The sequence below is a fragment of the Ralstonia sp. R-29 genome (genome assembly GCF_049913345.1).
Taxonomy (GTDB): Bacteria; Pseudomonadota; Gammaproteobacteria; order Burkholderiales; family Burkholderiaceae; genus Ralstonia.
The window spans coordinates 199,290-220,255 of record NZ_CP184379.1 but is presented as its reverse complement, the minus strand read 5'-3'; the positions used below and the strand labels follow the sequence as shown (position 1 = coordinate 220,255).

The 20,966-nt window shown below is 60.8% G+C and carries 24 protein-coding genes and 2 pseudogenes; 8 read left to right on the top strand and 18 right to left on the bottom strand.

What is annotated here, in order from left to right:
- Positions 1-553 precede the first annotated feature (553 nt).
- Entirely contained in the window at positions 554-1,321 is a 768-nt protein-coding gene (locus ACN9M1_RS27285; protein ID WP_426400845.1) for an IS3 family transposase, read from the bottom strand.
- Positions 1,322-1,470: 149 nt separating this feature from the next.
- On the opposite strand from ACN9M1_RS27285, the gene ACN9M1_RS27280 reads away from it, so the two are divergent.
- Genes ACN9M1_RS27280 through ACN9M1_RS27270 form a run of 3 tightly spaced genes read left to right on the top strand, consistent with a single transcriptional unit; the run spans position 1,471 to position 2,291 of the window.
- On the top strand, positions 1,471-1,704 hold the full coding sequence (locus ACN9M1_RS27280) for a beta-propeller fold lactonase family protein (RefSeq protein ID WP_426400844.1): 234 nt from the start codon (positions 1,471-1,473) through the stop codon (positions 1,702-1,704).
- Entirely contained in the window at positions 1,694-2,188 is a 495-nt protein-coding gene (locus ACN9M1_RS27275) for a lactonase family protein (protein ID WP_426400843.1), read from the top strand. Before ACN9M1_RS27280 ends, ACN9M1_RS27275 begins: the two co-directional genes overlap by 11 nt.
- A complete protein-coding gene (locus tag ACN9M1_RS27270) occupies positions 2,106-2,291 on the top strand; it encodes a beta-propeller fold lactonase family protein (protein ID WP_426400842.1) in 186 nt (61 codons plus the stop codon). The genes ACN9M1_RS27275 and ACN9M1_RS27270 overlap by 83 nt, the downstream gene beginning before the upstream one ends.
- A gap of 78 nt (positions 2,292-2,369) precedes the next feature.
- Here ACN9M1_RS27270 and ACN9M1_RS27265 read toward each other — a convergent pair whose 3' ends face one another.
- The 11 genes from ACN9M1_RS27265 to ACN9M1_RS27215 are packed head-to-tail and all read right to left on the bottom strand — an operon-like array spanning position 2,370 to position 12,984.
- Positions 2,370-2,954, bottom strand: coding sequence for a sigma-70 family RNA polymerase sigma factor (locus tag ACN9M1_RS27265; RefSeq protein WP_426400841.1), 585 nt, complete (start codon positions 2,952-2,954; stop codon positions 2,370-2,372).
- Positions 2,955-2,973: 19 nt separating this feature from the next.
- Entirely contained in the window at positions 2,974-3,789 is an 816-nt protein-coding gene (locus ACN9M1_RS27260) for a MipA/OmpV family protein (RefSeq protein WP_426400839.1), read from the bottom strand.
- Positions 3,790-3,840: 51 nt separating this feature from the next.
- Entirely contained in the window at positions 3,841-5,283 is a 1,443-nt protein-coding gene (locus ACN9M1_RS27255; RefSeq protein ID WP_426400838.1) for an aldehyde dehydrogenase family protein, read from the bottom strand.
- 24 nt (positions 5,284-5,307) lie between these two features.
- A complete protein-coding gene (locus tag ACN9M1_RS27250; RefSeq protein ID WP_426400837.1) occupies positions 5,308-6,105 on the bottom strand; it encodes an SDR family NAD(P)-dependent oxidoreductase in 798 nt (265 codons plus the stop codon).
- Between the two features lie 14 nt (positions 6,106-6,119).
- A complete protein-coding gene (locus tag ACN9M1_RS27245; protein ID WP_426400836.1) occupies positions 6,120-7,268 on the bottom strand; it encodes an MFS transporter in 1,149 nt (382 codons plus the stop codon).
- Between the two features lie 28 nt (positions 7,269-7,296).
- Positions 7,297-7,938, bottom strand: a complete 642-nt coding sequence (locus tag ACN9M1_RS27240) for a hypothetical protein (protein WP_426400835.1) — start codon at positions 7,936-7,938, stop codon at positions 7,297-7,299.
- Between the two features lie 3 nt (positions 7,939-7,941).
- Complete coding sequence (locus tag ACN9M1_RS27235; protein WP_426400834.1) at positions 7,942-9,435, bottom strand: aspartate aminotransferase family protein; 1,494 nt, start codon at positions 9,433-9,435, stop codon at positions 7,942-7,944.
- Positions 9,436-9,462: 27 nt separating this feature from the next.
- Entirely contained in the window at positions 9,463-10,104 is a 642-nt protein-coding gene (locus ACN9M1_RS27230; protein WP_426400833.1) for a class II aldolase/adducin family protein, read from the bottom strand.
- Positions 10,101-11,717, bottom strand: a complete 1,617-nt coding sequence (locus ACN9M1_RS27225) for a xylulokinase (RefSeq protein ID WP_426400832.1) — start codon at positions 11,715-11,717, stop codon at positions 10,101-10,103. Before ACN9M1_RS27225 ends, ACN9M1_RS27230 begins: the two co-directional genes overlap by 4 nt.
- Positions 11,718-11,720: 3 nt before the next feature.
- Positions 11,721-12,599: a TorF family putative porin gene (locus ACN9M1_RS27220; RefSeq protein WP_426400830.1), complete on the bottom strand. Its 879-nt coding sequence runs from the start codon at positions 12,597-12,599 to the stop codon at positions 11,721-11,723.
- 10 nt (positions 12,600-12,609) lie between these two features.
- The gene (locus tag ACN9M1_RS27215) at positions 12,610-12,984 is read right to left on the bottom strand and encodes a DUF2147 domain-containing protein (protein WP_426400949.1); all 375 of its coding nucleotides are present in this window, start codon (positions 12,982-12,984) and stop codon (positions 12,610-12,612) included.
- Between the two features lie 177 nt (positions 12,985-13,161).
- On the opposite strand from ACN9M1_RS27215, the gene ACN9M1_RS27210 reads away from it, so the two are divergent.
- The gene (locus tag ACN9M1_RS27210; RefSeq protein WP_426400829.1) at positions 13,162-13,878 is read left to right on the top strand and encodes a TetR/AcrR family transcriptional regulator; all 717 of its coding nucleotides are present in this window, start codon (positions 13,162-13,164) and stop codon (positions 13,876-13,878) included.
- A gap of 317 nt (positions 13,879-14,195) precedes the next feature.
- Positions 14,196-14,558 carry a hypothetical protein gene (locus tag ACN9M1_RS27205; RefSeq protein ID WP_045204895.1) on the top strand — a complete coding sequence of 121 codons (363 nt, stop codon included), beginning with the start codon at positions 14,196-14,198 and terminating at the stop codon, positions 14,556-14,558.
- Here the strand turns inward: ACN9M1_RS27205 and tnpC are convergent.
- From tnpC to ACN9M1_RS27180, 5 genes and pseudogenes are all read right to left on the bottom strand, one after another.
- Positions 14,525-16,105, bottom strand: coding sequence for an IS66 family transposase (tnpC, locus tag ACN9M1_RS27200; RefSeq protein ID WP_426400828.1), 1,581 nt, complete (start codon positions 16,103-16,105; stop codon positions 14,525-14,527). The genes ACN9M1_RS27205 and tnpC overlap by 34 nt on opposite strands.
- Before the next feature lie 29 nt (positions 16,106-16,134).
- Entirely contained in the window at positions 16,135-16,482 is a 348-nt protein-coding gene (tnpB, locus tag ACN9M1_RS27195) for an IS66 family insertion sequence element accessory protein TnpB (protein WP_426400827.1), read from the bottom strand.
- Positions 16,479-16,886, bottom strand: coding sequence for an IS66-like element accessory protein TnpA (tnpA, locus tag ACN9M1_RS27190; RefSeq protein WP_045204892.1), 408 nt, complete (start codon positions 16,884-16,886; stop codon positions 16,479-16,481). Before tnpA ends, tnpB begins: the two co-directional genes overlap by 4 nt.
- 264 nt (positions 16,887-17,150) lie before the next feature.
- Positions 17,151-17,321, bottom strand: a pseudogene (locus ACN9M1_RS27185) (IS5-like element ISRso1 family transposase); the annotation flags it as partial.
- A gap of 71 nt (positions 17,322-17,392) precedes the next feature.
- Positions 17,393-18,193 carry an AraC family transcriptional regulator gene (locus ACN9M1_RS27180; protein WP_426400826.1) on the bottom strand — a complete coding sequence of 267 codons (801 nt, stop codon included), beginning with the start codon at positions 18,191-18,193 and terminating at the stop codon, positions 17,393-17,395.
- Positions 18,194-18,302: 109 nt separating this feature from the next.
- Here ACN9M1_RS27180 and ACN9M1_RS27175 point away from each other — a divergent pair, with 109 nt between their 5' ends.
- Both ACN9M1_RS27175 and ACN9M1_RS27170 read left to right on the top strand, forming a co-directional pair.
- Positions 18,303-19,487 carry an MFS transporter gene (locus tag ACN9M1_RS27175; protein ID WP_426400825.1) on the top strand — a complete coding sequence of 395 codons (1,185 nt, stop codon included), beginning with the start codon at positions 18,303-18,305 and terminating at the stop codon, positions 19,485-19,487.
- A 60-nt stretch (positions 19,488-19,547) separates the two neighbouring features.
- On the top strand, positions 19,548-20,162 hold the full coding sequence (locus tag ACN9M1_RS27170; protein ID WP_426400823.1) for an NAD(P)H-dependent oxidoreductase: 615 nt from the start codon (positions 19,548-19,550) through the stop codon (positions 20,160-20,162).
- A 94-nt stretch (positions 20,163-20,256) separates the two neighbouring features.
- Here ACN9M1_RS27170 and ACN9M1_RS27165 read toward each other — a convergent pair whose 3' ends face one another.
- Positions 20,257-20,523, bottom strand: a complete 267-nt coding sequence (locus tag ACN9M1_RS27165) for a transposase (protein WP_426400821.1) — start codon at positions 20,521-20,523, stop codon at positions 20,257-20,259.
- A gap of 80 nt (positions 20,524-20,603) precedes the next feature.
- Here ACN9M1_RS27165 and ACN9M1_RS27160 point away from each other — a divergent pair.
- A pseudogene (locus ACN9M1_RS27160) lies at positions 20,604-20,808 on the top strand (transposase); the annotation flags it as partial.
- Positions 20,809-20,966 lie beyond the last annotated feature (158 nt).

Genomic DNA, 20,966 nt, shown 5'->3' with positions numbered 1-20,966 from the left:
GAACTGGTTCCCGCGCGCCGCGCAGCCGGCATGCCGTCGGGGCGCTGCAGCACGCGCGTAGAACGCTGCGGTGAATCCGTTGAGGCAGCCTGCCTTGCGGCAGTCGCGTCCTGTTCCAGCTGAAGGCCGCTGACTCTCTGATGCAGCTCTGCGTATGCAGCTGGATCATGCGGCACATGGTTGAACTTGGTGTCCATACGGGGTTCGCAAAGCATGATTGGCAGCCGATGCTGCCACGCAGGCAGGACACCCGCCGCGCCGACTAGCGAAGCAACGAAGTCGTGTGCGAATTAAGCGGTTCCCCATACCTGCCCAATCGCAACGCAGAGCGACTGGCGCTAACAGGCCTCGTCAAATAGCGGGGCGATTCACTTCACGCTGGCCCATTCGAACGGCCGGGAAAAGGCGCGATTCGGACCTTCAACTTTCCTCATGGTCATCTTTAAGCGCGCGCACATGTCTTCCATTTCAAATCGTGAAAATCATGCCGGATTCTCTACTTCTCAGCGGTACTGTTTCTTGGTGTAGGGTCAGCTGTAAGCCTGGGCATGAACTATCGCGGAGGTAGTCCGCCCAGGGCGTCGTAAGGGCGCTGTTCGCTGTATTCGCGCAGCCACTCCTCGGTAATGTGCTGCACCTGCTCGATGGACTTGAACAGGTAGGCATCGAGCACCTCGTACCGGTAAGTTCGGTTGAAGCGCTCGATGTAGGCGTTCTGGTTTGGCTCGCCTGGTTCAATGAAGCGCAGCGCGATGCCTTTGTCCGCGGCCCACTGGGTGAAGTCATGTGAGGTCATCTCGGGGCCGTTGTCCAGCCGGATCGACTCGGGCGCGCCGTACCAGTCGATCAACCGGCTCAAGGTACGAATCAAGCGACGCGCCGGAATCGAGGTGCCAATCGCGATCGTCAGCGCTTCCCGGTTGGCTTCGTCAATGACGTTCAAGGTGCGGAAGCGACGCCCGTCATAGAGCGCGTCGTGCATGAAGTCCAGCACCCAACCCTGTTTGACCTGAACACCGGCTTCCAGCGGGATGCGATCGCGTTGCGGCACGCGTTTTTTGGTGCGCCGAGGCAGGTTCAATCCCATCTCGCAGTACACACGCCAGACGCGCTTGTGGTTCCATCTCCGGCCGTCCAGACGCAAACGCTGGTAGCACTTCCAGAAGCCCCAGCGGCCGTTGCGTTCAACCACACCGTTCAAGGCGTCGATCAGTTCGCCATCGCGGGCGAGCCGATCAACCGGTTCACGGTAGTACGCCGCCCGCGATAGGCCCGCTGCTTCGCAGGCCCGTCTGACCGGCAGGCGGTACTCGCTCGTCATGAGCTGCACCACCTGCCGCTTCGCGGACGGCGCTACCACTTTCGCGAGAGCACGTCCTTGATGGCGGCGTTCTCCACCGCGAGATCGGCGTACATCCGTTTGAGCCGCGCGTTCTCGGCTTGCGTCCTGCCGAATCTTGGGATGGCCGAGTGCTCGCGATCCGCATTTATTGCGTGAATCGCGATGTTTCGTTAAGCGTGATGGAAGATCCCACCAATCGATTCGTGATTGTTGGCAACTATGCGACCGGCTCGGTCGTCAGTTTGCCGATTCAAGCAGACGCCAGCCTCGGACGCGTCAGCGACCTGGTCGAGCTTCCCGGCAAACCGGGGGCCGCATCGTACGCAGCAAGCCGGTTCCCACCCGCACGATGTGCCGTTTGATCGCAGTGGACGATTCTTCATCGTTCCGGACAAGGGGCTTGACCGCGTCTTCGCGTTCCGCCTCGACGCCGCCAACGGCAAGATCACGTCAGCGAATCCGCCGTTCATGCAGGCGCGAGAAGGCGCTGGACCGCGCCATGTCACATTCCATCCGGCCAAACCGCTGGCCTACGTGATGAACGAACTTGAATCAACCATTACGACCTACCGCTACGACGCTGAAACGGCAGCACTGACTCCTGTCCAGTTCGTCCCTACGATTCCTGAAAGTTTCACAGGGGACAACACGGGCGCGGAGATCGAGGTCGGTCGGTCCGGCAAGTTCCTGTTCGGGTCCAATCGCGGGCACGACAGCATTGTCACGATGCTCGTGGACCCCGACACCGGCCTTCTCAAACCAGTTGGCTGGACGTACACCCCGGGGCAAAGGGCCACGGTTCTTTACGTTGGACCCAGCGGGAAAGATGCTCTACGCGGCCAATGAAAACAGCGACAGCGTGGTCGGATTAACCAGTGGTGGCTGCCTACATCTATCCTCGTCGTCGCCATCCTATTTGGGCTTGCAAATGCGACGCTTCCAGCGGTGACACCGCGAAAGCACCTCGCGCTGATGGTGAACGGGACAGCCAAGATCATTTAGATTCGCTCGACCGTCCGTGTGAATCTCAACCCCGAAAACCCCAACTCTCTTTGCGCACTGGAACTTTCGTAGGTGCAAGCTTGTGTTGGACTGCGCTTACACGCCGGCCGTCGGCCAGATAACATTGGCGCAGAGCCTCTGTCAGGTACCTCTGTACCATGCGCACCGAGACGCCAAGGAGCACCGCGATCTCGGGATGGGTTAGTCCATCGAGTTGACGGTAGAACAAAGCTCGACGTGCCTTGCCATTGTGGCCATCAAGCATGCGGTCAATGATGACTAACCTCTCGAGTACAACGGCACGATCTTCGGGCGATGGCAGCATCCTGATCGGTTGCGTGACGGTCCAGGACAGATAAGCCTGCTCTTGCTCTCGACGGCGCCAGACTTCATACAGCAGCCGCTGTGCGATGGTCGTGAGCAGTGCGCGGGGTTCGCAGGTATCTTGCCAACCAGGTCTCTTCAGCAGCTGTGCAAAAGTCTCGGACGCAATATCCTCGGCAACGAACCGGCATCCCGTCTTGCGCCACATTCGGCCGGCAAGCCAGACGTAGTGTTGCGCAAACCAGTCGGACGCCAACTGTGTAGTAGATAGACAAGCCTGTGTCACGATGGCTCCTGCACGTGCCTCATCGAAACCGGTAAGTGAGCGAGGCCATCGTCGTAATCTGCTCGCGGTGCTGGGTAACCGGGCTGTCGGCGGCATCTCCACGCAAACGCGCGACGGTCACCGAGGCGTTGGCGGTCCAGCGGGCGTCGAGCTTGCACGTGACGATGGCATTGAAATGCACGTCGCGTACGCCCGCACGCGCAGAGAACACCGACAAGCCGGAACGCGCGCTCTGCCCGTCATCCACACCGAAGAAGGTACGCATGTACTGGCTGTTGGTCCAGGACAGGCCGGTGCCCAGGCTGAACATCCAATGGCCGAATGGAACGCTGGCGTAGACATCGGCGTTGGCAATTAGGCCCTGGCGGTTGCCGAGAATGTCCTGCTCGGCATCGGTAGATAACGTTAGGAACGCTACCGTGTACTGCGCAAACGCCTTCGCCCGCACGGTCGCGTTGACGTTGCCCAGACCATTGAGGCGTGCGTCGTCTCCGGCGTGACGCCAAGTCGGGTCGAACTGGAAATTACCGCCCACCTGCCACGTATCGTCGTTCGCGAGGTACACACCCGCGAAGTCCATGCCCTTTGAGAAGAAGCGGTGTTTGTATTCGATTTCCTGATCCACCCAAGGGACGATGAAGCTCGAGCGCGCACCCGGGTATTTTGGTGTCATGAACACCGACGGGCCGACGGCAATGCTCCAGTCGTCATTGCCTGCGTCGGTAATGCTGACTTGGTTGGTCTGTGCTTGCGCGGCGAAACTGGAAGCGATTCCCAAAGCAAATAGACAAGTGAGCGCGGCGCGGGTCAGAGCAGGCGAAAGGTGCACAGGCATGAAGAATTGGTGTTGAAAGACAGAGCGAACAGGCATTGAAAAACACCACGTTCAGATGCGCGCAAGCATGCGTACCAGCCAGCCCGACGTCTTGACCCTCAGGTTGGTATAGGGAGGGAAGAACAGCCGGAGAAGCATCAGAGGGCCAGCCCTCAAAACTGCCCGCTCGTGGGAGAACGCCTTGTAGCCGAAATAGCCGTGGGCACTACCTAGTCCGGAGTTGTTGATACCGCCGAACGGTAGGCCCGTATGGGCGTAGTGCTGCATGCAGTGGTTTACGCAAAGTCCGCCAGAACTGGTTTTGGTGGTCACCTTTGCGATGGTCTTTCGCGCCTCACTCCACAAGTAGAGCGCTAAAGGCTTGGGCGCAGCATTGATGCGATCGATGACCGCGTCCACCGAATCAAAGGTTTCGATGGGTAGCACAGGCCCGAATATCTCCTCGGACCAGATACTGGCGTTCGCCGGCACATCGGTCAGCAACGTCGGGGCGACATAACGTTCTTTCACGACGTACATGCCACCTGCCGCCAAGTTGGCCCCACGCTCAACGGCATTTTGGATCAACGCTCCCACGCGCGCCGTGTGGCGCGCATTGATCATGCGCCCGAAGTCAGGGCTTTTTGCCACCGCCGCCTCGGAGGCGCCATAACGCCGCGTGATTTCTGCCTTGCATAACTTGACCAAGTGTTCTTTCACGCTGCGATGAACAAACACATGATCCGGCGCGATGCATGATTGACCGGCATTGGTCAGTTTGCCCCAGACGATCAGTTCTGCGGCACGCTCCAGGTTTGCCGTCTCGTCGACGATAACGGGAGACTTCCCCCCGAGCTCCAGCGTGACAGACGCAAGATGTTCAGACGCGGCCGCCATGACGACCTTCCCCACCGAAGGCGAGCCCGTAAAGAACACATGGTCGAACGGCAGCGCCAGCAAACACTGCGCCGTCTGCACTCCTCCGTGGACCATCGCCACCTCGTCCGGATCGAAGACTTCCCGCACGACAGCATCAATAACGGCGTTCACGTGAGGCGTCATCTCCGATGGCTTGAGGATGGCGGTGTTGCCGGCCGCCACTGCAGACACAAGTGGGCCCATGAGCGTGTTGAGCGGATAATTCCACGGTCCCATGATCAGGCACCGTCCACGCGGCTGATAGACCACGCGTGCCGATGTACCAATCGTCGTCAAAGTTGGGGCGACGCGTCTGGGCCGCATCCACCTCGACAAGTGCTTGATGGCGTGGCGAGCCTCGTCCATCACCGGCAGCAACTCGGTCAAGTTCACCTCGACGGACGGTTTGCCGAGGTCGGCAGCGAAGGCTGCATAGAAGGCTTCCTCGCGCTGTAGTACTGCGTCACGCAGTCGCTCGATCTTGCGTAGGCGCTCCTTCGCGGTCGACTGGCGCAACTGCAGCGCGACGGGCAGCTGTCGGGAGAACAGCGTCTGGATGATGGCGAAGTCGGTATCCTCGATCTCTTGGTTGGTCATGGAATTCACGAAATTGGAGAGCAGTCATCCACGAGCGCCACGGGCAGGCTGCTGGGGCAAAGGCGGTACTTCGCCGCGAAGTATCCGTGCAGTCATCCACTTCGGCAGAACCAATGCCAAGCGGGTCAGCCATCGCATCGAAAACGGGAAGAGATAGTCAAAGCGTTCCTTGCGTAGCGCATGGATGATGTGCTCGACAGCCTTGCTCTCCGAGATCGCCAACGGGGCCGGCATGCCGTCATTGGCCGTCGCTTCCGTTGCAACGAAACCTGGGTACACGGATACGAACCGGATGCCAAAAGGCGCAAACTCGATGCGACACGTATCAATCAGCAACCGCAGTGCGCCCTTTGCGGCGCAATAAGGCCCCTGCAGCGGCACCCCAAGAAGCCCTGCCAGCGAGTTGGTCTGCGCCACCAGTCCTCCGCCTTGGCGCCGCATCTGGTGAAGCACCGGAAACAGGTAATTCACTGCGACGTCATAGTTCGACCGCATGTAAGCAGTCACCTCCTGCGCGTGCATCGTGCGCATGTCGAGCGCTGGCGCACCGCCGGCATTCAGCACGACCAGATCGATCCGGCCAAGCTGTTTGACGCAAGCGTTCGCCACGTGCTCCGCCACGGATGCGTCCTGCGCGTCGCCGACAAACACCGTACAGCGCCCGCCGCGTTGCTCGATCTCAGCGGCAAGCGCATCCAAACGCTCCCTTCTGCGTGCGGTGACGACAACGTGCGCGCCCTCGTCTGCCAGGCGAACCGCTAACTCACGTCCCATGCCAGACGACGCGCCAACGATCAACGCAACTTTGTTCCGAAAGTTCATAATGCCCCCCTTTTCTATGCAACTGCAGACGCGCCGCGCCGATGCATCGCGGCCAGTAACAGCGCTGCCGAGACGGCAAACATCGCGCTCGTGAGGGGCACAGCAGACACGTTATCGCCCTGCACGAAAAACGAAGCGGTCAGTGGGCCCGTCGCACTACCGAGCAGTTGGGCCGCCGGCACAAGGCCGGCAAGGCGGCCACTGGGGTCAGCGCGAAATGCCAGCGCGATCTGAAATGGCAGCGCAAACAGCCAGACAAAACCAAGTACCAAGCACACTGCGCCAAATCCGGCCACCTGACCGGCGGGCAACTTGTGTACCACCGCCATGATGGCGATGAACATGACCGATACCGACAGAAGCGCTTGTTCGGCGCCAAGCCGCCGCACACAAAATGAAGCAACGCTCCCGCCCACGACCTGCATCGCCAACACGCCTGAAATCAGAGTTTGCGCCGCCCTGGCATCAAGCCCCGCGGCCTTGCCCAATGGTTCGAGATAGGCCCAGAAGGCACCCAGACAAGCGAGCTGGAGAAATGCGACGACCAACGGTTGCAGAGTTGTTGGCGTCCAACGAAAGCCCGACTGGGAATCGGATGCCAGCGACGGCAGGGCTGCTGGCTGAAGAAATGCCAAGCCGCAAGACAGGAGCGATAGCACCGCAAGCGTGGCAAATCCGCCTTGCCAGCCTGTTCTTGGAATGACCAGATTGGCCAGTGCCGCACCAAGCAGCGACTGTGCGATCGTCTGCGCCACAAAGAAGATGCCGCTGACCCTGCCAGGATTCGCACTACGTACTACGACGCCCGTGGTTCCCCAGATCAGCAACCCTTCCGCCAAGCCTGCACATGCACGTGCGGCCAACATCATGCTGTCGCCCGACGCGCGCGTAGTGAGCAGATCAAAGGCGGCCGCCGTCAACCCCGCCACGATGGTGGCGGACCTCAGCCACGTGCCTGGCATTAGGAAGTCGCCAAGCGCCACCCCGATGCCCAGTGCCACGATCTCTCCCATCGCGACCAGACCCACGCCCTCCAGCGTGACCTGTTGCGCATCGACCAACTCCCCCAGCAAGATTGGCTGCACACCGATCATCAGAATCGCGATCGTGCCAACCGCAAGCGCTGCAGCCACCTCTCGCGCAGAAAACGCATTCCCTGTCATGTGCTCCCCTCAGCTTTGTATGGGCAACTCAGTAGCCCCGGCTCTCTTCCGGCAACTCACCTTCCATGATGCGGAGCTTCGCCCTGCGCTCATCTTTCATCAGGCGGTTGTTGGCAATCAGGCGTACCAGCCATGGCAACGGTTTGATGCGCCCGCCGGTCGCTGCCGCCAACACAAACGCCTTCGCACACTTCTCGAAGAGTTCGGCATTCAAGGCGAGCCGGGAGGCCGTCATGCCGAGGCAGACGGGCTCCCCGCCCACCAGCAGCGTGTTGCCGCCAACACCTAACGCTGGTCCGATTTCCAGGGCATTCTTGACGGCAGCGCTCATCCGGCCCAGGTGGCGAACCTGCTCGTCAAACACTCCGGGCAGCGCACCACCGAGGTCAGCAAGCAGCCGGCCAAATACCCCTCCCCCTGCGGCAATCGCCCCGACATCCTTCCGGGTCGCGTACACGGAGGCATGAAGATCAACACCGGCGGCAAACGCGGCGGGATCACGCTTACCGATCTTCCGGGGTTCTGTATCGGCCACGCCCCCAAACCACATGGCGTCCGCGTCCGGAATCCGCAGCGACAAACTGGCATCGGGTGATACCAGCAACTGCTTGGCCGCCAGACGATCACGCACCTGCATCCACTGTTCTTTCAACATCAGCTCTGTCGTCATGGCTCAGACCAGCTTGAAGACGTCTTCAAACCGATTGAGCGCATCGTCGATAACGTCATCGGTATCGGCCAGGCTGGTATAGATCCTGCTGCCAGCCAGTGTGATCAGGCCGTGTGCGGTGTAGGCCGCGCCCATTTCCTCCATCATGTGCTTGCGTGCCTTGGCTTCGTTCTTGGCGCGCAGGAGCTTGAAGATGTTGCTGGTGTCCAGCAGCAGAACGCCCGAGGTCTGCAGATGGACGATGGATCCCATGTTGTACGTCACATAGGGAAGGCCCAGCCGGTTGATGATTTCCGCCAGCCCCTTGCACAACCGGTCACCTGCGCGTCCGGCGGTGCCGGCGGCATCGAGCCGTTGGGCTTCGAGCAGAGCATAGTAGCCGGCCACGCACGACAGCGGATTCGCCGACAGCGTGCCACCGACGAATGCCCGGCGCGACGTCGTACCGATGCCGCCCACCAACAGCATCATCACGTCCTTGCGTCCACCAATGGCGCCCGCCATCGGATAACCGCCCGTGAGGCATTTACCCAGTACCGTCAGGTCCGGTATCACGTCGAAGTACGCCTGCGCGCCGCCCATACCCAAGCGGAAGCCCGTGACGACCTCGTCGAAGATCAGCAACGCATCAAACTCGTCACACAACGCACGCACTTGGCGGTTGTAGTCGTTGTGGACCGGGCGGGTACCGCTCTCGGGCCCAAGCGGTTCCACCAGTACCGCGGCCGTTCCGCCCCGCAGTCGATTGAGTTGTAGCTTGCGACGCAGCGCGTCGAGATCGTTCGGATGGCATTCTTGTGTGTGTGCCGTGGCCCCGCGCGGGATGCCCACGGCTTCCATGCGGCCGGTGCTCGGCAAGCGCATGCCATAGACGAGTTGGTCGCTCCACCCATGGTACGCACCGCCGATCTTGATGATCCACTTCTTCTTCGTATAGGCGCGTGCCAGACGCACGGCCCCCATCACGGCCTCTGTGCCAGAACCCAGCAGGCGGACCATGTCAACACCCGGCATCGACTGGCAGACCAGCTCGGCGAGCTTGACTTCATATTCGTGCAGCAGACCGGTGACGGGTCCGCAGCTATCCAGCACTTCGTTGACCTTCTGTCGCACGGCAGGATGGTTGGAGCCCAGCAGCGTGGGGCCGCCTGCTTGTAGGAAGTCGATGTAGCGGTTGCCATCGACGTCCGTCATATGAGCGCCGTCAGCCTGGGCGATAGCGAGCGGAAACGGATGGTTGAACGCCAGATTGTGCTGCACGCCGCCAGGGATAACCGTCTTGGCCTGTTCAGCTAAGCGTTTGGACCCATTACAGCGGTCGTCGAAATACTGCATCACCCGTCCCATAGACTGCAGGCGGATGGGGCGCATGGGTTGCTTAACCAGTGCATCAAACCGGCGATACAGATCCTTCACGTCAGGCCAAGCGGAGATGGCGGGCTTCGCAGGTTCCTGGGCGGCGGATGCAGCGGAGTGGACGGAGGCGATATTGCTCATAGCGTGTCGAATTGCATAGTGAGTGGTTCAGACAGAGAGGGCATCGGCGACTCGCTGCAGAGTCTTTTGTTGTTCCGGCTCGCGCGCCGCGCGCGCTTCGATCAACTGTCTCAAGTGATTGCGCGCCAGTGTTTCCAAGTTCTCCACGGCCTGGACAGCGGCAGCGGTCGTTTTGCCGCAGCACAACACGCCGTGGTTGAACATCAGATAGGCCTGGATATCGGGGCGCAACACGCGGCCTAGCTTGGAAGACAGCCAGCCAGTACCCGAGGGGGCGTAGCCGACCACCGGGACACTGCGTCCGAGCGATCTTTGGAACGGGCCGGAGGGAACCTCCAAGTCTTTGCCGAGCAAGGCGCAGGCGCTCGCTACCGGTTGATGCGTGTGGATGCTGCAATGGATGTCGGGACGTGCACGCAGCACACGCGCGTGCAATCCGCTCTCAACTGACGGAGCGCGATTCCCTTCGACTTGCGTCAAATCGGCCAACCGCAATACGCACACATCTGCCGCAGTCATCAAAAAGTAGTCTGTTGCCGATGGCGTTACAGCAAACAGGCCAGAGTCAACCCGCACGGCAATATTGCCGCCGGTCCCGGCCAAGTAGCCTCGATGCGATAGCTCGATGCATAAGTCGACCACGGTTTGTCGAATCCTGAGGGTGCTCATATGGTGTCCACCTTGGGAGTGTTCAGGCGTTGATAGAGGGGTGCCAAGCGCGTCCGTATTTCTTTGAAGGTCTCGAACTTGTCGGCATACAAGCACCGTAAGCCGGTCGCCGGTTCGTATGTCCGTCGCGCTTTGCGCAGCGACGTCAGATCGTCGAAACGCAGCGCGCCAATGCCGACGCCCGCGATAAAGGTCGCGCCGATCGCGTTAGCCTGGATCGGGCTTGCCAACTGACGGATCGGCCGCCCCGTCACGTCCGCGATGATCTGGCACCACACGTCGGATTGCGCGCCGCCGCCCACAGCCGTGATGGTTCCAGCATCACGCCCGAGCAGGCGCGCAAAGGGTTCGAGCATCCAGCGCGTATTAAGCGCTACCCCTTCGAGAAACGCGCGGAAGATGTCCTCCCGCGAGTGCTCGAGCGACATGTTGAAGAGCCCTGCACGCAGGGTCGGATCGTCCACCGGGGTGCGCTCTCCAAGCAGCCACGGTGTATAGATCAATCCGCGAGCCCCCGCCGGTACGCGCGCTGCGATCTGGTTCAGCACTTCGTAGACTGCGGGGTGCTCCTCGTCGCTGGCAAGCTCATCTGGGTGATACAGGATGCGGTCGCGCAGGAACGACAGGTTTGCTCCGGCGGTCGACTGGAGGGCCATGGCCAAGTAGCGCCCGTCAACCGCGCACGGCACTGCGGCGATCTTGTGGCGCACGTCGGTCTTCATGAAGGGCACGTGCGCGCCCAGCCACGAAGACGTCCCTAGATACAGATGTGCTTCAAAGTCGGCCACCGCTGCACCCACAGCCACGGCCGAGTTGTCCACGGCGCCGGCTACCACGACTGTCTTCGGATCCAGGCTCAGTGCCGCCGCTACCTCCGGCAGCACCGGGCCGAGAATCTCGGTGGACTTGACGATGTCCGGTAGCTTGTCCGGATCGATTTCGAGTCGCCGGATCAAGCCGGCGTCATACCGGACGTTGTGGGCGTCCCGGTTGTTGGTCACCCAGGTCGTCAGGATCGAGTCCTGTGTCGTGCAGAAACGCCCCGTCAAGCGCAGGTTCATGTAATCCAGCACGTTGAGAAACTTGTACGTGCTGTCGCTACGTTCGCGCTCGTGGTCGCACAGATAAGCGATGTGGCCCGCGCTGTCCCGTCCGGACAACGACGGCGCGCCGCCGGTCAGACGCAGCCAACGCCAGAGTTTCAACGGACCGTAGCCCTCGATGTTCAGAGCGCGACTGCGTGCGCGTCGAGCCATGGGGCCGGCACCGCGTGCGTCCAGCCAGGTCAGGGCACGCCCAATATGCCGGCCGGCACGGTCCACGCAAACCGTGCCCTCGGTCTGCGTGGAACAGCACACGGCCACGACGCGGCGGCGCAAACTGGGCTCATCGGCGAGCAGCTCACCAGCGCTGTCGAGAAATGCCGACCACCAATCCTGCGGATCCTGCTCTGCCACAGCGCCCTCGACATGCAGCGGCACTGCCCGAAACGACCAGGCATGCACGCTGCCGTCCAGACCGACGAGTGCACATTTGCACCCTGACGTGCCCAGATCGACGGCAAGAACCAAGCGGCCGTCTTCCTGCGAGTGCGTTGTGTCTTGAAGAGGCATGGGTCAGAACTTTCGCGAAACGGCAAACACGAGTTTGTTGCTGTCGGTCGGACGCATTGCATCTCCGTCCTGAACCAAGTACAGCTCCCGCGTGCGTACACGCGTGCCAACCCAGGCGACAGTCCAGTCGAAGCCCCATCGCTTGTGCGTGAGACCAACACGGAAATCCGCGAAGTTGGCTTCCTTGAAGTGGTTGATGAGCTGGTAGCCACCGTGCAGATTCAGCTTGGTGGTCGGCGTCAGGTCATAGTTGTAGTCCAGGTCGAAGAGCCAGCTGCCGCGCGAGTTGTGATCGCCGCGGCCATAGCACTCGAGCGCGCGGGTTGGATCCGCCATGGTGGCCAGCATCTGACCGCACACGCCGCCCGTGTCGATGCCGCGGTAGGTCTTCGATAGAACGTTGAGAATGCGCCCCTCGATCGCGCCGTAGCCAATCTCGAGGACGGCGAACTCGCTGTTGAAGTTCGTCCGGCGGACATCCGTCGGCATGCCTGTGTCCGGGTCGATCGCATGCGGCGCCAGAAAGCCCGCACCGGGAAAAATCTCCGCCGCCAACCCGACGCCGAAATGCCAGCCCTCCGGATTGCCGAACCGGTAGCCTGCGCCAAGCGTGACGTCGGCGCCGTCACCATCTAGGAACTGTTTCTTGCTCACGGACGACAGTTCAAATAGCCCGATCAGACCGCTTGCGTGCGCAGCTTGCACGCTGAGCCTCGCACCCGGATTGTTCAAAGAGTCGGAAATGCCGCGTGTGCGCTGGTCGGACACCACCTTGATCTCGGTATCAACCGCATAAGTGGCGGTCTCCTGATCGGCGGCAAACGACGAAGTGGTAGCGGCCAAAAGTCCAGCAGCCATCAAAATGGGGGGCAGTACTCGCATGGCCGTCCCCTTAGGCTTTGCAGACCGGCGCGGTCGGCAGGGCTGATACACGCTTGAGTTGCTCGGTTTGTCCGAGAACCTCCACGCCGATGAAGGCCCGGATGTACAAATCGCCGGACTTCACGCGAACAACGCCCTTGTATTTCTTCTTGTCGCGGGGGTCGTAGACCCAACCGTCTCGCCAAGCGCCATCGTCATAGCGGCCGAGTTGCGCCACTTGCACACCGCATGTGTCCGCCGAGGTGCCCGCGTCTTTGTCCCAGACAATCCGCCCACACAGTGCATCGGCTTGCTGAGCACAGGGCTTGAATTCGATGACCGCGTCACTCTGCGCGGTCATCCACAAGCCCTTGGCGTCGTCGGCGTCGGCAGCAAGTGCGGGCATGGTCAGCGCCAGTGCGCTGGCAAAGTACAGTCCAGTCAAGGTTTTCACAGCAGGCTCCTCTGGTTGACGAACGGGTCATTGCCCATTCAAGTAGTGATGACTATGTCATAGCTATAACTATCGTTTAGAAGAGTATATAGTGATAACTATCTTTAAGGCTGACTAGGAATTACCCTGATGCCCTCGCCAAACAACAAAGCTGCGGCTTCCACCCGCAGAGAGACACCATCCCTTTCGGCAAAGATGCAGCCGGCGCAGCAACGTGCGGCCGAAACCTACGAACGCATCCTCGAAGTCACGGCACAGACGCTTGCTGATGTCGGTATCGAACGCCTGTCGACCAATCTGGTATGTGAGCGTGCCGGCCTGACGCCGCCGGCGCTGTATCGCTATTTCCCGAACAAGTACGCCCTGCTATGCGAGTTGGGGCAACGGCTGATGCAGCAGCAAAACGAGCGTGTGAGCAAGTGGATCGGCCCAGACGTCTTCGGCGGAGAGGTGGCCCACCTCGAGCTCGCCCTCGAAGGGCTCATCCTCGATACATACGAGGTCACCGAGCAAACGGTGGGCGGAGTGTGGATCATGCGTGCTCTACGCGCTGTCCCGGCGCTTCAAGAAGTACGCCTGGACTCGCACACGCAAGTTACGCGCGCGCAAACGCGCTTGCTGGCACAGGCCCTTCCCCATGTCAGCAAGGCAGATCTGGAACTGACCTGCCGCGTCGTCGTGGAATTGATCTACGCCACCGTGGAGATGCTGTCCGACGAGCGCAGGGATGTGAAGGCAGTGGCGCGCACGGTGGCTAGCATGATCGCGAGCCAGTTGGAGAGGCTGCGATCTCAATCGCCCGAAGCCCCGAAGAAAGCCGCCCGCAAACGTCCCGCACGCGTCTGATGGTGAGGCACTTCCGCATTCGCCTCGTGTCGGCTGGCCGCCGTCACCGTTCATTTGTTGGTGTATGTGCTGCCAGCCCAGCCAACCCAGACCACCGAGTGGTATGCCTCACTCGTTAGTTGCCGAGCCGTCATCTTCGGACTTACGCGTTTTCCGCTGTGGGTGGCAAGCCTGGGCGTGCTGGCCTTGATGGACTGCTGGATACGCCGCGAGCGCTGACCATCCCCTGTACGTTGGTGGATTGCGGGTCAAAGGTAAGCGTGGCCTGATGGCCGTCTTGCTCTAGCATGCGATCTTCTGACACGAGGATCGACCGCATGCCGCTGGAGCCGCTTTACGTTACGAACCGGGTTGTTGCCATCATCTTGCCCAAGGCGCCGTTCGTCGAATGGATCAATGCGGCCGACCCCACGCCAGCCAATGCCACCGTCACGCTCGAGGATGCGCGCGAGGAGCCGTCTGCCTTCCTGATTCCCACGGATGGCACCGATGAGCCAGGCAAGCGCTGGATTCAGCGGAACTGGAAGGCGGTTTTTGAGCAGTTGCTGGAGGACTGGTATGTCGACCCAGATCTATGGCCACGCAACCGAACGCTCAAGATGTTCCGGGAGTGGTGCGAGGTTTGCATCCATACCGTTGTTCTTGACTACGCCGATACGCCGCTTGAGTACGAGGACTGATCCAGATGCCACGGTAGTAGCTCGTTGATCTGGTTGATCGGATGGTCGGCAATGCGCGTGAGCACGGCGCGCAGATACGCTTCAGGATCGATGCCGTTGAGCTTGGCTGTGCCGATCAGGCTGTAGATCGCGGCGGCACGCTCGCCGCCTGAGTCCGCGCCAGCGAACAGGTAATTGCGACGCCCGATGGCTACGCCGCGCAGCGCGCGCTCAACCGGCAGGTTGTCGATCTCCAGGTGCCCATCGTTGCAATAGCGCGTAAGTACCTCCCATCGATTCAAGGCGTAGAGAATCGCCCGGCTCGTGTCGGATTTGCGCGAGAGCGTCTCCAGCGTGGCACTCAGCCACGCATGGAGTTGATCGAGTAAGGGTCTGGCGTGCGTTTGCCGATACGCTCGCCGCGCATCGGGCGGTTTGCCTCGGATGGCTTCCTCAACCTTGTATAGCGCGCCGATGCGTTCCAGCGCTTCGGTATTCAAGGCATTCGGCCGTGCAGCATGCAATTCGTAGAACTGCCGTCGGGCATGGGCCCAGCACGCTGCTTCAGCCACACGTCCGGTTTCGTAGATCGCCTGGTAACCGCCGTAGGCATCGGCCTGCAGCGTGCCGTTGAACGATGCAAGATGCTGCTGCGGATGGATGCCCTTGCGATCCGGTGTATAGGCGAACCAGACCGCCGGTGGCGTCATGTCCCCTGAGTTCCGATCGTCGCGCACGTAGACCCACAGCCGTCCGGTCTTGGTCTTGCCATTGCCCGGCGCGAGCACCGGCACGGGCGTATCGTCGGCATGCAGTTTCGTGGCTGCCATGATGTGCCGGCGCAAGGCATCGACCAGCGGTTGCAGCAGGTTCGCGCTGTGGCCAACCCATTTCGCCAGTAGCGAGCGATCCAGCTCAACGCCTTCGCGCGCATAGATCGCCGACTGGCGGTACAGCGGCAGGTGATCTGCAAACTTCGAGACCAGCACATGGGCCAGCAAGCCCGGACCCGCCACGCCACGCTCGATGGGGCGGCTCGGCGCAGCAGCTTGTGCGATGTGGTCGCAGCACGTGCATGCCAGTTTGGGGCGCACATGGCGAATCACGCGGAAGCTCGCCGGTACATATTCAAGCTGCTCGGAAACGTCTTCACCGAGCTGCTTCATGGGGCCGCCACACGCCGTGCAGGTTTCACCCGATTCCGGCCAGTGAGTCAGGATTGCGCGGGGCAGATGCTCGGGGAGTGGTTTGCGTGGCGCCTGCTCCGGTGCGGTGCGTGGCGTCTTTGGAACCTCGATGGGAGCCGCACCCTCGTCGGCCTCGAGTTCTTCCAGTCGCAACTCGAGTTGTTCGATCTGGCGGTCGAGCTTCTCGGAGCTGCGGCCGAACTGCATGCGGCGCAACTTCGCAATCAGCAGTTTCAGGTGCTCGATCTCGGCCTTGGCTGTAGCGGTTGCCGCCTTGTGCGATTCGACCACGTCTTCCAGATGTCCGATGCGTGCATCGCGCTCAAGCAACAAGGCCTTGAGTGCTTCGATGTCGTCCGGATAGGCGTCTGCCGCGGTCATGCCGGCAGTTTACGCGGCGACCGGTAGGTTTACAACGCCGATGTCGGCTCCGCCGTGCGTATCGGCTGCCGCCAGTCGATGCCTTCGAGCAGCATCGACAGCTGTGCCTGGCTCAGGCACACCACGCCACCATCGGCACGTGGCCACACGAACCGGCCACGCTCCAGCCGCTTCATCAGCAAGCACATGCCGTCGCCGCTCCACCACAGCACTTTGACCAGATCGCCACGCTTACCGCGGAACACGAACACATGGCCGCTGAACGGGTCTCGCTCCAGTACGGTCTGGACCTTGGCGGCCCGACTGTTGAAGCCCGAGCGCATGTCGGTCACGCCGGCGGCCAGCCAGATCTTCGTGCGGCTGGGTAGACCGATCATGTTGCCGATCCCGACGCGCTGCGCAGCATGCGCAGTACCAGCAGTAGCGTGCCTTCGTCGGGCGTGCCTTCGATACGCACGCGTGTGCTGCCTACGCTGATCTCAATGGCGCCCACCGGCGCAGCACCGCCAACTGGCGCCGAGATCGGCTGCTCGATCTCTTGCACCGGCGCTTCCACTGTCACCGGCAGCAAACCGATCGGATCGTATTCACCGGCGCGCAGTGCTCGGCGCCATTTGAATACCAGGTTCGGATTCAACCCGTGCTCCATCGCCAGACGCGCTACCGACACGCCCGGTTCGCTGGCCAGCTTGGCCAACCGCCGCCGGAATTCGATGGGGTGATTCGGGATGCCTTTGCGTGAACTTCTCTTCGGTGCTTCTGTGGCCACTGTGGTCCCCACTACTTTTTGGTGGGGACTACTCTGGCCACTTCTTTTCACATCGTCGAGACGGTGCCACGGACACGCTTACGGTCAAAGCAGCCCTCCAGGATGTCTCATGAGTCAGGACGTACCGGACACCCGCGAAAGTTCAGAGCTATGTGAATCAAAACGCGGATAGTCCAAAGTTAAGCGAACCAGGAGTTCAAAGTTGGCCGAGCAACTCCACCGGGAACGCCTGTAGATCGTGGGGCGTCGGTTCAACGTTGGGTGAATCTCGACAGCCATGGCTTCCGATACATCTGCGCGCGGCCCGTAGTCGCGTACGAGCCGGCGCCAGCGAACCATCCATCCAAAGGTTAACTCGATCATCTAGCGGCGCGGCAGGAAGGCAAAGCCTGTTTGCTGCTCGTGCCGGCGCACTACCTCAACTACAAAGTCGAGGGTTACAGCCTGAATAGCCTGTTATTGCTCGGGGCAAGAAGGACCAATCCACCAGGCGTGAGCTTGCCATTCCTTCGTTCTACCTATGGGGCTTCAGGGTGCAGGTTGCGCAGACTGGCGAAATATTGGGTTGGCGACTTGCCCAGCGCCTTTTTGAACATGGTGATAAACGCGGTGACCGAGTCGTAGCCCAGAAGGCCCGCCACCTGCTGGACTGACGTCCCGTCGGCCAGTTGGCGAAGGGCGACGATGAGATGCATCTGCTGGCGCCAGCGTCCAAACGTCAAGCCTGTCTCGCGAACCACGAGCCGGGCCAGGGTTCTGTCGCTCATGGCAAGACGAGCAGCCCACTGGGAAAGCGTTGTGCGGTCAGATGGGTCCGCAGAGAGGGTGTCCAGCATGCGTCTGATGGCTGGCGCTTGCGAAATCGGCAAATGCAATTGCTGGACAGGCGCCTCTGCCAGTTGGTCCAGCAGCACGGCCACCACTCTTTCCGTTTTGCCCCCCCCCTGGTAAGCCGGTTCTCCGCGGGCCAGGTGGCGAATCAGTTCACTTAACAGCGGTGTGATGGCCAGCGTGCAACAGTGATCCGGCATCCGGACAGCGCCAGGCTCGATGAAGAGGAAGTAGAGCTGAGCGTCGGGTGATGCGCGACAGCTATGGGGTGTTCCCCCAGGGACCCAAACCGCGTGCTGAGGCGGCACGAACCACAGAGCCTGAGGGACTTCGCAGTTCGCCGAGCCTTGGATCATCAAGATCAACTGTCCCTTGCGATGGCTGTGTTGAGGATGCTCGGATTGCTCGCTTTCCAAGTGCACCCGTACCGCGACTGCGGGCTGCTTGAAGTCGTCTGAGTTGAACTGCTCAGGAGAGATGATCCGCATCCGGGGTGGCAGTGTCATTTTTTAGAGATTATTAGTCATCTCTTCTATATTAGCTCATGCGCGGAATCCGTAAAGTTGGAGGCACCCTTATCCAAGAAGCGTTTTCTTCGTGACTTTTTCAACCATCCGGCGGGCGCCTTCGGACCTCGCTCTGGTAGCCGGCATCCTGCTTCTCGCGGTGAATCTGCGGGCTCCATTTACGGGGCTGGCCCCCGTGCTTGCCTTTATTCAGAAAGACTTCAACCTAAGCACAGCGGCAGTGGGCGCACTCTCGTCGCTGCCATTGCTCGCGTTCGCTGCCTTTTCGCCGCTCAGTTCGGCGATAGCCCGTAAGGTGGGACTTGAGCGGACCCTTGTCGGGGCACTGGCACTCGTTGCGCTGGGTATTGCCCTGCGCTCCTCCGGTGCGATGTGGCTGCTGTATTGCGGCACAGCGGTGACCGGTGTCGGCATTGCTTTCGGGAACGTGCTGCTGCCCAGCCTGATCAAGCGCGACTTCGCGAGCAGCGTTGCCTCGCTCACAGGCGCTTACGCGTTGACAATGGGCGCCAGCGGCGCGCTCGGATCAGCACTGGTCACCCCTTTGGCGCAGGCCTATGGATGGCAAACGGCTCTTGCCGCATTCATGCTGCTGCCCGGCATCGCGTTGGCTGTGTGGGTGCCACGGTGTCATGTGCATGAGAGCGAGGCGGTGGCCCGGGGCGCTCGGTTGACGCAATCAACCAACGTCTGGCGGTCCCTCGTGGCGTGGCAGGTGACCCTGTTCATGGGCTTCAACGCCATGATCTTCTACATCGCCATCAGTTGGCTTCCCACCATCCTGATCGACCAGGGCATGCCGCCTGCCCAAGCCGGCTCCATGCACGGTGTTCTGCAACTCGCGACAGCCATCCCCGGACTGATTTTCGCGTCCGTTATTCGACGCATGCCGGACCAGCGGCCGGCGGCTGTGTCCGTGAGCCTGATATCCGCAGTGTCGCTGCTCGGGCTGATCTACTTGCCTGGCTTGGCTGTGGTTTGGGCTGCGCTGCTGGGCTTCGGAAGTGGGGCAAGCATGATTCTCGGCCTGACCTTCATCGGTCTGCGTACCCGGTCCGCCGAGGTGGCTGGGACTCTTTCCGGCATGGCGCAGTGCATCGGTTATCTGATGGCGGCGGTTGGCCCGATGGTCTTGGGCGCAATCCACGACTGGCAGCGAGGCTGGTCGGTGGCGCTACTCATGGCAGCAGGCGTCGCGCTCCTCGGGGCATGGGTCGGGCTGCTCGCGGGCAGGAACATCCACGTCGAGGCCTGACTTCCCGCAAGCAAGCTCGTCACGACGAGCGACATCTCACAAACATCACAAAGGAACATCGTGAGCAACATACTGATCATCAATGGCGCCAAGCGCTTCTTGCCCTCTAAGGGTGGGCTCAACCACAAGTTCGCACAGGTCGCCGCCGAGCATCTCGTCAGACTCGGCCACTCGGTGAACACCACCGTTGTGGATGATGGATATGACGTCGAACACGAAGTCCAAAAGATCGCCCAGAGCGACGTGATCATCTACCAGATGCCTGCGTGGTGGATGGGGGCGCCCTGGACGATCAAGAAGTATATGGATGAGGTGTTCACCATGGGTCACGGCGTGCTGTACGCAAGCGATGGCAGGACCCGCGGCGACCCTACAAAGAAGTACGGTTCGGGCGGGTTGCTGCATGGAAAAAAGTACATGCTCTCCCTCACGTGGAACGCGCCTCTTGAAGCGTTCAACGATCCCGATCAGTTCTTTGACGGTGTCGGTGTGGAAAGTGTCTATCTGCCTTTTCACAAGGCAAACCAGTTTTTGGGACTGGAGCCCATTCCGTCATTCATCGCCAATGACGTAGAAAAGAACCCTCAGATCGAAGCCGATCTGGAGCGGTTCGCTGCACACCTGGACGAACATTTCCACCCAGAGTTTGAACGGACGGCCTCAGAGCCTGTTTAAAAAGGGTAATTCCTACCCAAACCGGACCAGAGTGGGTTGAATTTCGAGGGTAGGAGTTGCCTGCAGAAGCTTACGTAGCAGGGGTTTCAGGTCTTCATCGCGATGGATGGTTGAACCGATAGCAGGTTTCAGCCAAATAAAGATGGAAGAATTGACTGGGCACGCCACAGTACGGATAGAGCCAGTTCTTGCCGTACCTCCAGAAGCCTTCGATACCGTTGATGTGGTCTCGACCTACCGGCTTGCCCATCTCCTTGCGCACTACCACGTGCCCTCCTCGTAACCGCAAAGTGGCATAGGCCTGCCACGCATCGGTGTAGTACAGCGAGCCCTCGCGAGTATGAGCCTGGATCTGCTCCATGATGGCCGTCTGGTCGTGCCGATCAATCGGTGGGCCTTCACCTCGCCGTTGCGCTTGACGATGCCGAAGACCACCACCTTGTCGAATGGGCCGCCGTACAGCCAATGCTGCCACGCGCCGCCGTGCGAGGCCGGCGCCGGGAGTGCGACTTGAGGGAAGTGGTCAACGCCCTGCGCTATCTGGCGCGACGGGCTGTGGCTGGCGGATGCTGCCCACGACTTCCCGCCGTGGCAGACCGTGTATTGTCGGTTTCGTAGGCTCATGCGCCGATTTAACTTCGGCACACGGACCGGGAGTGGAAGTGCGACGGGTTCATTCCGTTCTATACAATCGCGCCATCAACCAGCGTTGCCTCGCTGATCGAAGAAGTGGAAGGCTTTGGAAAGCTCGTGGAATGGTATTTTAAGGATCAGATCGAGCAGGAACTACTCACTGTTGATTTG